Annotated in this window: 14 protein-coding genes; 3 read left to right on the plus strand and 11 right to left on the minus strand. The window is 59.7% G+C overall.

Translation table 11 applies throughout. The features are described from left to right. The first annotated feature begins 36 nt into the window (after positions 1–36). Positions 37–2454 carry a DNA topoisomerase (ATP-hydrolyzing) subunit B gene (gyrB, locus tag ACN0SW_RS05260; RefSeq protein ID WP_417726859.1) on the plus strand — a complete coding sequence of 806 codons (2418 nt, stop codon included), beginning with the start codon at positions 37–39 and terminating at the stop codon, positions 2452–2454. Positions 2455–2579: 125 nt separating this feature from the next. Here the strand turns inward: gyrB and ACN0SW_RS05265 are convergent, their stop codons facing one another. From ACN0SW_RS05265 to dgcN, 5 genes are all read right to left on the minus strand, one after another. Further along, positions 2580–3440 carry a branched-chain amino acid aminotransferase gene (locus ACN0SW_RS05265; protein WP_417726860.1) on the minus strand — a complete coding sequence of 287 codons (861 nt, stop codon included), beginning with the start codon at positions 3438–3440 and terminating at the stop codon, positions 2580–2582. A 55-nt stretch (positions 3441–3495) separates the two neighbouring features. Further along, complete coding sequence (locus ACN0SW_RS05270; protein ID WP_417726861.1) at positions 3496–3987, minus strand: VOC family protein; 492 nt, start codon at positions 3985–3987, stop codon at positions 3496–3498. A gap of 96 nt (positions 3988–4083) precedes the next feature. Beyond that, positions 4084–4944, minus strand: a complete 861-nt coding sequence (locus ACN0SW_RS05275; RefSeq protein WP_417726862.1) for a D-amino-acid transaminase — start codon at positions 4942–4944, stop codon at positions 4084–4086. Between the two features lie 4 nt (positions 4945–4948). After that, positions 4949–5914, minus strand: a complete 966-nt coding sequence (gene dgcA, locus ACN0SW_RS05280; RefSeq protein WP_417726863.1) for an N-acetyl-D-Glu racemase DgcA — start codon at positions 5912–5914, stop codon at positions 4949–4951. Between the two features lie 30 nt (positions 5915–5944). Continuing rightward, entirely contained in the window at positions 5945–6946 is a 1002-nt protein-coding gene (gene dgcN, locus ACN0SW_RS05285) for an N-acetyltransferase DgcN (RefSeq protein ID WP_417726864.1), read from the minus strand. 255 nt (positions 6947–7201) lie between these two features. Here dgcN and ACN0SW_RS05290 point away from each other — a divergent pair, with 255 nt between their 5' ends. Then, positions 7202–8161: an L-malyl-CoA/beta-methylmalyl-CoA lyase gene (locus ACN0SW_RS05290; protein ID WP_417726865.1), complete on the plus strand. Its 960-nt coding sequence runs from the start codon at positions 7202–7204 to the stop codon at positions 8159–8161. A 32-nt stretch (positions 8162–8193) separates the two neighbouring features. On the opposite strand, the gene ACN0SW_RS05295 is transcribed toward ACN0SW_RS05290, so the two are convergent. From ACN0SW_RS05295 to ald, 4 genes are all read right to left on the minus strand, one after another. Beyond that, positions 8194–10281 carry a dipeptide ABC transporter ATP-binding protein gene (locus ACN0SW_RS05295; protein WP_417726866.1) on the minus strand — a complete coding sequence of 696 codons (2088 nt, stop codon included), beginning with the start codon at positions 10279–10281 and terminating at the stop codon, positions 8194–8196. Between the two features lie 69 nt (positions 10282–10350). Then, the gene (locus ACN0SW_RS05300) at positions 10351–11535 is read right to left on the minus strand and encodes an ABC transporter permease (RefSeq protein WP_417726867.1); all 1185 of its coding nucleotides are present in this window, start codon (positions 11533–11535) and stop codon (positions 10351–10353) included. A 14-nt stretch (positions 11536–11549) separates the two neighbouring features. Beyond that, the gene (locus tag ACN0SW_RS05305) at positions 11550–12596 is read right to left on the minus strand and encodes an ABC transporter permease (RefSeq protein ID WP_417726868.1); all 1047 of its coding nucleotides are present in this window, start codon (positions 12594–12596) and stop codon (positions 11550–11552) included. A 121-nt stretch (positions 12597–12717) separates the two neighbouring features. After that, positions 12718–13830, minus strand: coding sequence for an alanine dehydrogenase (ald, locus tag ACN0SW_RS05310; RefSeq protein WP_417726869.1), 1113 nt, complete (start codon positions 13828–13830; stop codon positions 12718–12720). A 139-nt stretch (positions 13831–13969) separates the two neighbouring features. Between ald and ACN0SW_RS05315 the strand changes: the two genes are divergently transcribed. Then, the gene (locus ACN0SW_RS05315) at positions 13970–14428 is read left to right on the plus strand and encodes an Lrp/AsnC family transcriptional regulator (RefSeq protein WP_417726870.1); all 459 of its coding nucleotides are present in this window, start codon (positions 13970–13972) and stop codon (positions 14426–14428) included. Positions 14429–14437: 9 nt separating this feature from the next. Here the strand turns inward: ACN0SW_RS05315 and ACN0SW_RS05320 are convergent, their stop codons facing one another. Continuing rightward, positions 14438–15418, minus strand: a complete 981-nt coding sequence (locus ACN0SW_RS05320) for a Hint domain-containing protein (RefSeq protein WP_417726871.1) — start codon at positions 15416–15418, stop codon at positions 14438–14440. Positions 15419–15524: 106 nt separating this feature from the next. Beyond that, the gene (gene tdh / locus ACN0SW_RS05325) at positions 15525–16547 is read right to left on the minus strand and encodes an L-threonine 3-dehydrogenase (RefSeq protein ID WP_417726924.1); all 1023 of its coding nucleotides are present in this window, start codon (positions 16545–16547) and stop codon (positions 15525–15527) included. Positions 16548–16557: the final 10 nt, after the last annotated feature.

Consider the following 16557-nt stretch of genomic DNA (forward strand, 5'->3'; position numbering starts at 1 on the left):
CGTATACAATGACAAAACTTCCGAAGGAAAATCCGTATGTCCGAACCCGCCGCCGCACCCGAAGAATATGGTGCTGATTCCATCAAGGTTCTCAAAGGGTTAGAGGCAGTCCGCAAGCGTCCTGGCATGTATATCGGTGACACCGATGATGGCTCGGGCCTGCACCATATGGTTTACGAGGTCGTGGACAACGGCATCGACGAGGCGCTGGCCGGTCATGCCGATGCCGTCAACGTCACCATCCATGCGGATTCTTCAGTTTCCGTGAGCGACAACGGGCGTGGAATCCCCGTCGACATGCACGAAGGCGAAGGCGTTTCCGCGGCAGAGGTCATCATGACCCAACTGCACGCAGGCGGCAAATTCGACAGCAATTCCTACAAGGTGTCGGGCGGTCTGCACGGCGTCGGTGTTTCGGTGGTGAACGCGCTCTCGGAATGGCTAGAGCTTCGGGTCTGGCGCAATGGCAAGGAACACTACGCCAAGTTCGCCGGTGGCTTTACCGTGGAGCCGCTGCGCGTGGTTGGCGATGCCAATGGCCGCAAGGGCACCGAGGTCCGCTTTCTCGCCTCGACGGAAACCTTCTCCAATCTCGAATACAGCTTTGAGACGCTTGAAAAGCGCCTGCGCGAACTGGCCTTTCTCAATTCCGGCGTGCGGATCATCCTGACGGATGAGCGCCCGACAGAGCCGCTGCGCACGGAATTGTTCTACGAGGGCGGCGTCAAGGAATTCGTCAAATATCTCGACCGCCACAAAACCCCCGCCATGCCGGAACCGATCTTTATCACCGGCGAGCGCGACGACATCGGCGTCGAGGTGGCGATGTGGTGGAACGACAGCTATCACGAAACCGTCCTGCCCTTTACCAACAACATCCCGCAGCGCGACGGCGGCACCCATATGGCGGGCTTTCGCGGCGCGCTGACCCGCACCATCAACAACTACGCCCAGACCACCGGCATCGCCAAAAAGGAAAAGGTCAGCTTTACCGGCGATGACGCCCGCGAGGGGCTGACTTGCGTGCTCTCGGTCAAGGTGCCCGATCCCAAATTCTCCTCTCAGACCAAGGACAAACTGGTCAGCTCCGAGGTGCGCCCGGCGGTTGAGGGACTCGTCAACGAGAAACTCGCCGAATGGTTCGAGGAAAATCCTCAGATCGCCCGCATCATTGTGAGCAAGATCATCGAGGCCGCACATGCCCGCGAAGCGGCGCGCAAGGCGCGCGACCTCACCCGCCGCAAGAACCCGATGGATGTCAATTTCCTAGCGGGCAAGCTCAAGGATTGCTCGTCCAAGGACCCCTCCAAAACCGAACTCTTTCTCGTCGAGGGTGACAGCGCCGGCGGCTCTGCTCAAACCGGTCGCGATCGTGGGACTCAGGCGGTGCTGCCTCTGCGCGGCAAGATCCTGAACGTAGAACGTGCCCGCTTTGACCGGATGCTCGGCTCTCAGGAAATCGGTAACCTCGTCATGGCGCTTGGCACTGGCATTGGCCGCGACGAATTCGACATCAAGAAACTGCGCTACCATAAGATCGTGATCATGACCGACGCCGATGTCGACGGCGCGCATATCCGCACCCTTCTGCTCACCTTCTTCTACCGGCAGATGCCAGAGCTGATCGAGGGCGGCTATCTCTACATCGCGCAACCGCCCCTCTACAAGGTGATGCGCGGCAAGTCTGAGGTCTATATCAAGGACCAGATGGGGCTTGAGGATTACCTGATCGCCCAAGGCACCACCGATGCGGCCCTGCGTCTTGGCAATGGCGAGGAAATCGCCGGACCAGACCTTGTGCGCGTGGTCGAAGAGGCACGGCAGGCCAAACGCATCCTTGAGGCGTTCCCAACCCACTATCCGCGCCACATTCTCGAACAGGCAGCGATTGCCGAGGCGTTTTTGGCCGGTCGCGTCGATGCTGACCTGCAAGGCGTGGCCGATACCATCGCCCAGCGCCTTGATATGATCTCCAACGAATACGAACGCGGCTGGCAAGGCCGCCCAACACAGGACAACGGCATCCGCCTGACCCGCACCGTGCGCGGGGTCGAGGAAATGCGCACGCTTGACGGCCCCGTCCTGCGCGGCGGCGAGGCCCGTAAGCTCTCGCAGATGACCACCCCTCTGCGCGAGATTTACCGCGAACGTGCCACCTTGATCCGCAAAGATCGCGTGCAGCCGATCTTTGGCCCGCTCGACCTGCTCGATGCGATTCTCAAAGAGGGCGAAAAGGGTCTCAGCCTGCAACGCTACAAAGGTCTGGGCGAAATGAACCCCGGCCAGCTCTGGGAAACCACCCTCGACCCCGAGGCGCGCACCCTCTTGCAGGTGAAGATCGACGACGTGGCCGAGGCCGACGATCTCTTTACCAAACTGATGGGCGATGTGGTCGAACCGCGCCGCGAGTTCATTCAGGAAAACGCCCTCAACGTCGCCAACCTCGATTTCTGATGAGATGTAGGGGCACCTTGCCCCCCGAAACGACCGGGCGATCTCCGCGCAAGCAGGGATCGCCCTTTGTGTTTCGAGCTGCGTACACAATCTGCGTCCACACTGGACACTTTGTACACATTACATCACGCGGAATACGCCCAATCCCAATACAACTGCCGCACCCGTTCGGTCACCGGGCCGATACCATATTTAGTATCCTCAAAGGCAGACACCGGCGTCACCTTCATCAGGTTGCCGGACAGAAACACCTCATCCGCCGCGTGGAAATCGTCAAAGCTCATCACGGTCTCATGCACCTGCATCCCCGCGCGGCGCATGTTCTCAATATGCCGCGCCCGCGTGATCCCCGCCAGAAACGTGCCATTGGGGATGGGCGTGAACACCGCGCCATCCTTGACGGCAAAGACATTGGCGGTCGCAGTCTCGGCCACGTTGCCCAGTGCATCGGCCACCAACGCATTGCCAAACCCCTTAAGACGCGCCTCTTTCAGCATGCGCGCGTTGTTGGGATACAGACATCCCGCCTTGGCATTGACCACCGCATCCTCCAACACCGGACGCCGAAACCGGGTCCGGCACAACGTCGTGCTGAACCCCTCTGGCGGCATTGGAATTTCCTCAAGACTGATGGCAAATCCGGTCGAACCTTCTTTCGGCACGATCCCCAGATCGCCACCATCCAGCGCCCAGTACATGGGCCGGATATAGATCGCGGCTTCCTTGGAATAGGCCTTCAGCCCCTCCCAGATAATCTCTACCATATTTTGTGGGTCAACCGTCGGCGTGATCATCAGGGCGCTGGCCGAGGCATTCACCCGCCCACAATGCTTGGCAAGGTCAGGGGCAATCCCGTCAACATATCGCGCCCCGTCAAACACCGTCGTACCCAGCCACGCGCCATGATCCGCCGCACGGATCACTGCCAGATCACCATCATGCCATAACCCATTGAAATATGTGCGAATATTTTTGCCAGTCGCCATCTGCTCTACTCTCCAATCCGATCAGATGCAGCCTATGCCGACCACGGCCGCACGTCTAGCCCTCAGCCGGGGCATGTGACAAAAGTTCTTTCAAATCAACGGGATCATTAACCATCGCCAGATGCCCCGCCGCATCCCGCGGCCACTCCGCCTCGGGTCGGTCACGGTATAGCTCAACCCCATTACCATCCGGGTCACTCACATAAATCGCTTCACTCACCCCATGATCCGCCGCTCCCTCAATAGGGATCCCTGCATTGATCACCCGGCGCAAGGCATCCGCCAACTGCGCCCGGTCGGGATAGAGAAACGCAGTATGATAGAGGCCGGTATGCCCCTTGGGCGCGGGCGTGCCACCCAGGCTCTCCCAGGTATTCAAACCCAGATGATGATGATATCCCCCCGCCGACAAAAACGCCGCGCGGGTGCCGAATTTCTGTTGTAATTCAAAACCCAAGACCCCCGAATAAAATTCGATGGCCCGGTCCAGATCGGCCACTTTCAGATGCACATGACCAATGCGCGTTGCGGGGTGAACGAGGGGCATTTGAGGCTCCATTCCTTGGTTTCCCAAACGATGACCGCACCTGCCCCCGCACTCAATTCCCCGATTTCGCCCAGCCTCTGTGCAAAAATATGCGGCTCAAACCGCCGTTTTCAGGCTCTCATCCAGATAGATTTCCCGCAACCGCGCCGTAACCATGCCCGGCACACCGCCCCCCAAGGCAACCCCGTCAATCTCGACCACCGGCATGACAAATGCACTGGCCGAAGTCACGAACGCCTCATCGGCGTCCTTGGCCTCTTCGATGGTAAAGGCGCGTTCCTCAACCTCCATCTGTGCCTCGCGGGCAAAGCGCAACACAGCGGCGCGGGTGATCCCGTGCAGAATGTCATTCGACAACTGCCGCGTGATGATCCGGTTGCCCTTGACGATATAGGCATTGTTGCTGGTGCCCTCGGTCACATGGCCATCCTCAACCATCCAAGCGTCATCACACCCGGCCTTCTTGGCCATCATCTTGCCCATAGACGGATAGAGAAGCTGCACCGTCTTGATATCGCGACGACCCCAGCGGATATCCTCTATACTGATGATCTTGATACCTTTTTTGGCAACCGGGTTATCCGCCAGGCCGGGCTTCGATTGAGTGAACAGTACCACTGTCGGCTCGGTGGTCTCCGCATCAGGGAAAACGAAATCACGATCCCCATCGCTGCCGCGCGTAATCTGAAGATACACCAGACCATCGACGATATCATTTGCGCGCACCAGCTCGCGGTGGATCTCCAGCAGATCGTCAAAGGCCGCCGGTTTCTTCATGTCCAGCTCGTTCAGCGACCGTTCCAACCGCGCCAGATGTCCGCCGAAATCAATCAGCTTGCCGCCCAGCACGCTCGTCACTTCGTAAACGCCATCGGCCATCAGAAACCCCCGGTCGAAAATCGAAACGGTGGCCTCGGTTTCCGGCAAATACTCGCCGCTTACATAGACAGTGCGCATGGTCTCATCCCCATAGATCTGGCCGCGGCGGGTGCACGCCCTCGGCATCGAAAATCAAAGCATTCTCCCGGTCTTCGGCCAGAAGCAGCGGCCCGTCAAGGTCTGTTACCATCGCACCCTGCGCCACCAACACCGCCGGCGCCATCGCCAGAGAGCTGCCGACCATGCAACCAACCATGATCCCATAGCCCTCGGCACGTGCGGCATCGCGCAGCGCCAGCGCCTCGGTCAATCCGCCAGTCTTGTCCAGCTTGATATTGACCACATCGTATTTGCCCTTCAATCCCGGCAGGCTGGCGCGATCATGGCAGGATTCATCGGCGCAGACCGGAACCGGGCGCTCCAGACCGATCAGCGCCTCGTCGTCCCCGGCGGGCAGCGGCTGTTCCACCAGCGCCACGCCAAGCCGCACCAGATGCGGCGCCAGATCAGCGTAGACCTCGGCACTCCACCCCTCATTGGCGTCAATGATGATCTTGGCCTGCGGCGCGCCGCGCCGCACCGCCTCCAGCCGTGGCATGTCATCAGGCGTGCCCAGCTTGATCTTGAGCATAGGCCGATGCGCATGCTTTTCCGCCTGCGCCTGCATCGCCGGCGCGCTATCGAGCGACAGTGTATAGGCCGTGATCTCGGGTCCCGGCGCGGGCAATCCAGCCAGTTCCCAAACGCGGCACCCCGCGCGCTTGGCCTCCAGATCCCAGAGCGCGCAATCCACCGCATTGCGCGCCGAGCCCGCAGGCAGCAGATCATAAAGACCCGCGCGCGTCACCTTCCCCGGCAACGCCTCAATCTCTGCCGTCACACTCTCCAGCGTCTCGCCATAGCGGGCATAGGGCACACATTCGCCCCAGCCCGTCACGCCTCCCTCGCTGATCCGCACCGTCAAAACCTTGGCCTCGGTCCGCGATCCCCGGCTGATGGTAAAGACCTGCGCCAGCCGAAACACATCCCGCGTCACATCAATCTGCAAAACCTTCGCCTTTCATCGTTCTCAAAATACTCAAATCGCCGCCAGGGCAGCCACCAGCGGTGCGGCTCCAAACCGATACGGATCGGTCGCAGGTAATCCCATCTCCGCCTCGACCTTGGCCAGATAGGCGCGCGCGTCGGCCTCAGTCATATGCTGCGTATTGACCGAAATGCCCACGATCTGACAGGCCGGATTGGCGATGCGCGCGATCGGCAGCACCATGTCGCGCAGCGCCTCCAGCGTCGGCGGCGTGTAATCGGGCAATCCGCGCATATGGGTGCGCGTCGGCTCATGACAGAGGATCAGCGCGTCGGGCTGACCGCCATGGATCAGCGCCATCGTGACCCCGGAAAAGGACACATGAAAAAGGCTGCCTTGCCCCTCAATCAGGTCCCAATGGTCAGGATCATTGTCCGGTGTCAGCCATTCCACCGACCCTGCCATGAAATCCGCAATCACCGCATCCAGCGGCACGCCATCGCCAGTGATCAAAATCCCCGTCTGCCCTGTCGCCCGGAACGTGGCCTTGATCCCCGCCGCGTGCATCTCGCGCTCCATCGCCATGGCGGTATACATCTTGCCCACAGAGCAATCCGTGCCCACCGCCAGACAGCGCTTGCCGCGCCGTTTTTTGCCATCCGCGATGGGATACTTGACCGACGGCACCCGCACATCATGCAGCGCGCGCCCCGTCGCCTCGGCCACCGCGCGCAGGTCGGGTTCGTCGCGCAAGAGGTTGTGCAGCCCCGCCGCCAGATCAAACCCCTCTTCCAGCGCCGTGACCAACACCTTTTTCCACTCTTGGCTGATCACGCCACCCCGATTGGCCACGCCGATGACCACGGTCTTGGCCCCTGCCGCCTTGGCCTCGGCCAGTGTCATGTCGGGCAGGCCAAGATCGGCTCCACACCCCGGCAGGCGAAGTTGACCCACGGCATTCTCGGGCCGCCAGTCGCGGATGCCGATGGCAACCTTGGCGGCCAGCATGTCGGGCGCATCGCCCAGAAACAACAGATAGGGGGTCTCGATCATGGCGCGTCCTCTTTCAGCAGCATCTTTGTGGAAATTTCTAACGAAACACCCGCTATTTTCTGTTTGATTTCACTTAATTTACATATATTCCACATGTTTCTTCGATGAAATCGAAATATCATAGAATTTTCTTCAATTGCCCATGCCTCCGCCCAATCGACAGGCCGGGAAAACCGTCTTGCAGAGCAGCACGCAATTTCATAACCACAGGCGCAATAATCCCGCAATTTCCTTATGTAACGGAGCCGCCCAATCATGAGCTTTCGCCTGCAACCGCCCGCCCCCGCCCGTCCCAACCGCTGCCAGCTCTTCGGCCCCGGCTCCAACACCAAACTGTTCGAGAAAATGGCGGCAAGCGCGGCTGATGTGGTGAATCTGGACCTCGAAGATTCGGTCGCACCCTCTGACAAAGATATCGCCCGCAAGAACATTATCGAGGCGATCAATACCGTCGATTGGGGCAAGAAAACCCTCTCGGTCCGCATCAACAGCCTCGATTCCCCTTTCTGGTATCGCGATGTCGTGGATTTGCTCGAACAGGCGGGCGACCGGCTTGATCAGATCATGATCCCCAAGGTCGGCTGCGCCGGTGATATCTACGCCGTTGACGCGCTCGTCACCGCCGTCGAGGCCGCCAAGGGCCGCCGGAAACGTATCTCCTTCGAGGTGATCATCGAATCCGCCGCAGGCATCGCCCATGTCGAGGAAATCGCCGCCGCCTCCCCCCGGCTTGAGGCGATGAGTCTCGGCGCCGCCGATTTCGCCGCCTCCATGGGCATGCAGACCACCGGCATCGGCGGCACCCAAGAGGATTATTATATGCTGCGCGAAGGTCAGCGCTATTGGTCCGACCCTTGGCATTGGGCACAGACCGCCATCGTGGCCGCCTGCCGCACCCATGGCCTCTTGCCGGTCGATGGCCCGTTTGGTGATTTCTCCGATGACGAGGGTTTCCGCGCGCAGGCCCGCCGCTCCGCCACCCTCGGCATGGTCGGCAAATGGGCGATCCACCCCAAACAGATTGCCATCGCCAACGAGATTTTCACCCCCTCCGACGCCGCCGTGCAAGAGGCCCGCGAAATTCTGAAAGCAATGGAAGAGGCCAAAGCCCGCGGCGAAGGGGCAACCACCTACAAAGGCCGCCTCGTTGACATCGCATCGATCAAACAGGCCGAAGTGATCGTGAAGCAGTCCGAGATGATTGCGTCACGATAAATCGAATGGCGGCGGCACTCGTTGCCGCCCCCTCACTCTGCCGCCACCGTGATCACCGGCTCCATCCGTTCGAACATCTCTTGCGACAGGTGGCATTTCACCTGATGCCCCGGCACCAACTCGCGCACTGGCGGCACCTCGCGCTCACACAGCCCCCCCGGCACCTGCGCCTTCCACCGGCACCGCGTCTGGAACGGGCAGCCGGGCGGCGGATTCATGGCCGAAGGCACGTCGCCCTCCAACACGATATGTTTCTTGGTGATCCGTGTGTCGGCAATTGGCACCGCCGACAACAGCGCCTCGGTATAGGGGTGATAGGGCGGGGCAAAGACCTGATCGGTGGTGCCCAGCTCCACCACATGCCCCAGATACATCACCATCACCCGATCGCTCAGATAGCGTACGATGCTCAGATCGTGGCTGATGAACAACAATGTCGTCTTCTGCTTTCGTTGAATCTCCATCAAGAGATCGGTCACCGCCGCCTGAACACTGACATCGAGTGCTGAAACCGGCTCATCCGCCACCACGATCCGCGCGCCACCAGCAAAGGCGCGGGCGATGCCCACCCGCTGCTTCTGCCCGCCCGACAACTGTCGCGGCATCCGTTCAGCAAACTCGCGCGGCAGCTTGACCAGATCCAAGAGCCGCAGCATCTCGTCGCGCCGCTCTTGATCCGTGGTCCCAATCCCGAACACTTCGAGCGCACGAATAATCTGACGGCCCACCGTCATCGACGGGTTGAGCGTATCAAACGGGTTCTGAAACACCATTTGCACATCGGCCACGGTCTGCGTATCGCGCCGCTCTATCGGCACCTGTTCGATATTGCGATTATCGAGCAGGATTTGTCCCTCGGTCGCGGTCTCCAACCCCATCAGCACCTTGGCGAAGGTCGATTTGCCACAGCCCGATTCACCGACAATGGCCAGTGTCTCACTCTCGCGCGCCTCGAAACTCAGGGTTTCATTGGCCTTGACCACCTTTTTGCCGCTGCTCCCCCCAAACAGCGCATTGGCCGCCACCTCATAATATTTCTTGAGGTTCTCCATCTTGAGCACGACCTTGCCCGGCGCGGTCGCGGCGTGCTGCGACATAGCCGCGATAGGCGCGTTCCAATCAATCTCGGCAAACCGCAGACAACGGGTAAAATGCCGGTCGTCACCAGCAATCCCCGCCATGCGAATATCACCCGCATCGCACAGCCCCGCCTGAAAATAATCGCAGCGCGGCCCGAAATTACAGCCCTCAGGGCGCTCGTGCGGCAGGGGGAAATTACCCGGAATGGCCTTGAGCGGGCGCGTGTTCTTATCCGCCCCAGGCAGGGGTATCGACCGAAACAGCGCCTGCGTATAGGGATGCTGCATCTTGTCAAACACGTCCTTGATGCTGCCGGTCTCAACCGCTTCACCGGAATACATCACGCAAATCCGGTCGCAGGTTTCCAGCACCAGACCCAGATTGTGACTGATGAACAGCATCGAGGTGCCGTATTTCTTGCCCAGATCCTTGACCAGTTCCACCACTGCCGCCTCAACCGTCACATCAAGCGCGGTCGTCGGCTCATCAAGGATCAAGAGCGACGGCTTGGACATCAGCGCCATGGCAATCACGATCCGCTGCTGCTGCCCGCCGCTCAACTGATGCGGATAGCTGCGCATGATCCGTTCGGGGTCAGGCAATTTCACATCGCGCACCACCTCCAGCGCCCGCGCCCAGGCCTCTTGCTCGGAAATCCCTTCATGGATCATCGGCACTTCGATCAGCTGCTTGCCGATCCGCATCGCCGGGTTCAGGCTCGCCATCGGTTCCTGATAGATCATCGCGATTTCATTACCGCGAATGTCGCGCAGTTCGGCGGCACTCATCTCGCCCAGATCACGGCCCTTGAACCGCACCGATCCACCGACGATCCGACCGTTGACGCCCAGATCCTGCATCACGCCCAACGCCACCGTGGATTTGCCACAGCCGGATTCCCCCACAAGGCCCACGGCCTCACCGGGCTGCACCGTCACGGAAAAATCCATCACTGCCGGAATTTCGCGCAACCGGGTAAAAAAGGAAATCGACAGGTTTTCGATCTCGAGGATCGGCCCGTCATAGTCCAGCTTGGCCATGGTGATCTCCCTTGTCGCGGGGCGCGCCCGCCCTCTTTCATCGTTCTTCAAATACTCATCTTCGACTCTTCAATCGCGCAGGCTTTCTTCGCGCAGACCATCGGCCAATAGGTTAAGCCCAAGGACGAGCGACAAGAGCGCAAAGGCAGGCGGCAGCGCAGGATGCAGATACATCGTCAGCAATTTGCGCCCGTCATTGATCGTGCTGCCCCAATCCGGGCTCTCGGGGCTCAGCCCCAGACCAAAGAAACCGAGCGTGCCCAAAAGGATCGTGGTATAGCCAATGCGCAGGCAGAAATCGACCAAGAGCGGCCCGCGCGCATTGGGCAAAATCTCCCACAGCATGATATACCACGGCCGCTCGCCCCGGGTCTGCGCGGCAGCCACATAATCGCGCGTCTTGATGTCCATGGTCAGGCCCCGCACGATCCGGAACACGGTGGGCGAGTTGACAAAAACCACGGCCACGAACACCACCAACAGGTTGGGCGGAAAGCTGACCAGCCCAAGCGGATCGGCATCCCAGGCGATCCCCGAATAGAGCCAGAGTCCAATCACCAGCGTCACACCAACATAGGCATTCCGCCGCGCGGGCTGCGTGTGATAGCGCGAGTTCCACAGCAGCACCAGAAACACGATCGGAAAAACGAAAAGCACCGCCGCCATATAGACCGGAATCCCCGTCAGCACGATCTCGGGTGTGACCAGCAGATAGAACAACAGGATCACCGGGAACGCCAGAATGAGGTTGGCCAGAAACGACAGCAACGTATCCAGTTTGCCCCCGTAATAGCCCGCTGGAAGGCCCAGTGTGATCCCCACCATAAAGGCAAAGAGACTGGCAAAAGGTGCAATCTTGATCACCTCCCAAGCGCCCGCGACCATCCGACTAAATACATCCCGCCCCAGGTTATCTCCACCAAGCAAGTAATAGGGATAGGCATTCGGATCCGGCGTCCCCATCAATTGGGTGAATGGCGTGCCCGGCACCTTGTTTTTCATCGGGGCGGATTGCGCCAGAACGTCATGCGTCACGATCAGATCGAACGCTCCGCCAAAAATTCCGGTAAAGACCCAAAACATCACCATCGCGAACCCGACCATACCAATCGGGCTGTCAAACAGCTTGCCATAGAGGCCCAACCGCCGCTTGAACACAAAGGACAGCGCAAAGGTCACGATGAGCGCGATCCAAACCGGCGCAAGCTGCCCCAATATGCGCAGGATGATGTCGTTCCAGCTCAGTGCTTCCATGGCCCCGAACTCCCCTAGCGAACGCTGATGCGCGGATTGAGATAGACGTAACCGATATCGGAAATCAGCTGCGTCACCAGAACCACCACAACAGAGATCACCGAAACCCCCAGCAGCAATTCAATGTCGTTATTCCCGGCGGCCTGCACCAGCGTCCAGCCAAAGCCCTTGTAGTTGAACAGCGTCTCAACGATGACAACCCCGTTCAAGAGCCATGGAAATTGCAGCATGATCACCGTAAACGGTGCGATCAGCGCGTTGCGCAGCGCGTGCTTCATCACCACATTCGGAAAACTCACACCCTTGAGGCGTGCGGTGCGGATATATTGCGCGGTCATCACCTCGGCCATGCTCGCTCGTGTCATCCGTGCGATATAGCCCATTCCGTACAGCGCGATGGTCAGCACCGGCAAAAAGAAATTCTCAAAATTGGCCCCGTCCATGGCGCTTGTCGCCGTGCCCTTGAACCATTTAAGCCCAACCGCCGTGCTGGCAAACACCGCAATAAAAAGCACCCCCGAGACGTATTCCGGCGTTGCAGTCGTGGTGATCGCAACCGTCGACAGCGTCCGGTCGGTGCGTGACCCCTCGCGCATCCCCGCCAAAATCCCAAGGACCAGTGCAGACGGCACCATCAGCAGCATCACCCAAAACATGAGCTTGCCGGTCAGCGCCAGCTTGTCACTCAGAATGACACCCACATCCTCTCGGAACACGGTGGAATAGCCCCAATCCCCCTGCAGGATACCGCAGAACCGCGGCGCATCCTCAGGGGCTGTATCGGGCGGGATGCACTGTCCGCGTGTCACACCGTCGCGATCATCGATCACGAATCCCGGCACGACACCCAGCCATTGCCCGTATTTGACCGCCATCGGCTGCAAATATCCGTTGCGGCCCAGATAGCTGGCCACTTCCTCATCGCTCATGCGGAAATCGCCCTGCGTCTTGGCGAGCTTTTCCAGATTGGGATAGAGGTTGGTCAGAAAGAAAACGATAAACGTCAGACAGAGCGCCGTCAGGATCATGATCCCGACGCGGCGCAGGATGAACATGGCCATAGTCGCCCCCTGTTGGCGTTTTTAGCAACGCTAGTCGAGAGGCGGCAAGCGGTCCAGCATCATTTGCGACATTGGCTTGTCAAAAAACGCCCCCGGCGGATTGGACCGGGGGCACCTTGTGTTAGACCAGCGATTTGGGATCGACTGTCGCAATCCCCAGCGCTTCGCCCACAGCGGCATAGGTCAATTGACCCGCATGCACATTCAGACCGTTGAGCAGATGCGCATCATCGGCACAGGCCTGTTTCCAGCCCTTGTTGGCCAGCGCCAGCATGAACGGCATGGTCGCATTGCCTAAGGCCAGCGTCGAAGTCCGCGCCACAGCGCCCGGCATATTGGCCACACAATAATGCATGATGCCGTCAACCTCATAGATCGGGTCTTGGTGCGTCGTGGCGCGCGAGGTCTCAAAGCATCCGCCTTGGTCAATCGCCACATCCACCAGAACCGATCCCGGCTTCATCATGCCGAACTGATCGCGCCGCACCAGTTTGGGGGCCGCCGCACCGGGAATGAGCACGGCACCAATCACCATATCCGCCAACGGCAACAGCTCTTCCAGCAACCCCGCCGAGGAATAGCCGGTTTTGAAGCTACCGCCAAACACATCATCCAGATAGCGCAGGCGCGGCAAAGAGCGATCCAGCACGGTCACATCCGCCCCCATGCCCGCAGCGATCTTGGCCGCATGCGTGCCCACGACGCCACCACCGATCACGATGACCCGCGCCGGGCCCACACCGGGCACGCCGCCCATCAGCACACCGCGCCCGCCATTGGCCTTTTGCAGCGTCCACGCACCCACCTGCGGCGCCAACCGCCCGGCAACCTCGGACATCGGCGCAAGCAGCGGAAGACCACCGGCGCGATCCGTCACCGTCTCATAGGCGATGCAGGTCGCACCCGACGCCAGCAAATCCTTGGTCTGCTCGGGATCGGGGGCCAGATGCAGATAGGTAAACAGCAATTGCCCCTCGCGCAGCATCTTGCGCTCACCGGGCTGCGGCTCTTTGACCTTCACCACCATATCCGCCTGCGCGAAGATCTCGGCAGCTGTGCCAACAATCTTGGCTCCTGCCGCCTCATAGGCCGCATCGTCAAACCCGGCCCCGAGTCCTGCGCCAGCCTGAATCAAGACCTCATGGCCATGACCCACAGCCTCTTGCGCGGCGATAGGCGTGATGCCCACCCGGAATTCCTGTGGCTTGATTTCTGTTGGGCAACCAATTCTCATGTTAAGATTCTCCCTGATTTATTTTGCGCGGATTCTGCACCGGATCACACGCAATGGGATTGAAAAATCGCTCGCCTTTTACGGTATTTTGTGAATATTCTTCGGTATAACTGTGTTTGGTTAGAAAGGTCTTGCGCCAATGTCCCTTGATCCAACAGATCGTCGCCTGCTACATGTGCTTCAACGGCGCGGACGCATTTCCAACGCCGACCTTGCAGAAGAGGTCAATCTTTCGGCCTCCGCCTGCCATCGTCGCGTCCAACGACTCGAATCCGATGGCTATATCAAAGGATATGTCGCCCTCTTGGATGCCCGCAAGATGGGCGTGCCTGCCACAATCTTTGTTGAAATCACCCTGACCACACAGGCCGATGAGGTGCTTGATGCCTTTGAAAAAGCGGTCTCGCGGGTTCCTGACGTGCTCGAATGCCACCTGACAGCCGGCACCGCCGATTACATTCTCAAGGTCGTAGCCGAGGACACCGAGGATTTCGCGCGCATCCATCGCCAATACCTGACCCGCCTGCCCGGCGTCGCCAAAATGCAATCGAGCTTCGCCCTGCGCACCGTGTTCAAAACCACGGCCCTGCCGATCTGATCGCTGGTGTCACAGTAGCGCCACCCGCGCCACCGGCAACCGTGCGCCCACCACGCATCGCGCTTCGCGATAGGTCAGCATCGGTCGCACCGCTTGATAGGGCGGCAATCCCTTTGGCAGGTCGGCACGCAAAAGCTCCGTGGCAACATCCCCGGGAAACAGGCTCTCGCAGGGCGCGCCCCCAGCCACCTCCAACAGCGTATGCCGTTCCAGCAACAGATGCACATAGCTGACCTCCGCACAGGGGTCTGACCGGATCGCACACCCGTCGATCATCGCCTTGGCAGGCACCAGAACCTCATGCGTCCCAAAGAGCAACTCTGCCATCGGCGAGCGGATCATGACCCGATGTTGCGGCGACAAAAACAGCACATAGCGATTGCCGATGCACCCCGGCTCAAATCGCACCGGCGCGTTGATCCCGAACTCCGTGACCCTGCGCCGCCCTATCCAAAGGATCGGCTGCGCGCCATCATCATGGGTCTTGACCATGTCACCGGGGCAGAGCGCATCAACCCTCCGCAGACCCCGTGGCGTTGCAATCAATGTGCCCGCAGCGAAGCAGACAAAGTGATGCGTATAGCCTGAATTCTGATCCGACGTATAAAACCCCGGCGACGTGCCCAGATTGAAATTGCTCCAATACCAAGACTCCAAATCGAAATCCGGCGACCACAGGACCTGCGAAAGATCACCGTTTTCATCAAGCCCCTCGAACAACACGATGCCGCCGCCATTTGGCGCCAGATCGCTGCGCAGGACCACGGCATCCTCCAGAACGCCGCCACCGCCATTGCTGGCCCAACTTACCGTATAGCTCTCACCGATCTCGAACAGGTTGGGATTGGCATCCCCCTCATGCGAGGTGATGCGCAGATCGAACGTGCCATCGGGCGGATAATCAAAGGTCGATGTCCCCGCCCCACTGTTGACATTGCTGCCCGTGGCCACCCCGAACTCGTTATTCAAACCCTCGAAAGTCTTGACCATGCCATACCGCCCCTTTGCGGCACCATCGGTCAAAACTCCGAAACGCGATTTAACGCGCCGTCGCTAAATACAAGCGATTTATCTCAAAATCAGTTCGATCAGCCCTTCACCAATCCATCACCACCTTACCCGAATTGCCCGAAATCATCGCGGCAAATCCCTGTTCGAAATCGTCGATCCCGATCCGGTGGGTGATCAATCCGCTCACATCCAGCCCCGATTGCACAAGTGCGATCATCTTGTACCAGGTCTCATACATTTCGCGGCCATAGATGCCCTTGATATGCAGCATCTTGAAAATCACCGCGTTCCAATCCACCGCGAATTCCGTCGGCGCGATCCCAAGCAGCGCCAGCTTGCCACCATTGTTCATCCGCGCGATCATCTGCTGCATCGCGGGGGCAGCGCCCGACATTTCCAGCCCCACGTCAAAGCCTTCGGTCATGCCAAGCTCTGCCATCACATCGCGCAATTGCTCCTTGCCCACATCCACCACATGCTGCACCCCCATCCGCCGCGCCAGATCCAGACGGTAGGGGTTGATATCGGTGATCACCACCTTGCGCGCGCCGACCTTTTGCGCAACCAGCGCCCCCATGATGCCAATCGGTCCCGCGCCTGTGACCAGCACATCCTCGCCCACCAAATCGAAACTCAGCGCGGTATGCACCGCATTGCCGAAAGGGTCGAAAATCGCCGCAACCTCATCGGGAATATCCTCGGGGATCGGCACCACATTGCTCTCGGGAATACACAGATACTCGGCAAAGGAACCGGGCCGATGCACCCCCACCCCCTTGGTATTGCGGCACAAATGCCCCCGGCCCGCGCGACAATTCCGACAGGTTCCACAGACAATATGTCCCTCGCCACTCACCCGCTGCCCGATCCGGTATTTCACCGCCGCAGACCCGGTATCGACGATCTCGCCGACAAATTCATGCCCCACCACCATCGGTACCGGCACGGTTTTGGCGCTGAACTCGTCCCATTTCCAGATATGCACATCGGTGCCGCAAATCGCCGATTTCCTGACCTTGATCAGCACATCCGATGGCCCCACCTCGGGCACGGGAACGTATTCCATCCAGAGCCCCGGCTCGGGCCTCGCCTTGACCAGCGCCTTCATGCGATTGTCC

The organism is Roseovarius sp. (assembly GCF_048262375.1).
GTDB lineage: Bacteria > Pseudomonadota > Alphaproteobacteria > Rhodobacterales > Rhodobacteraceae > Roseovarius.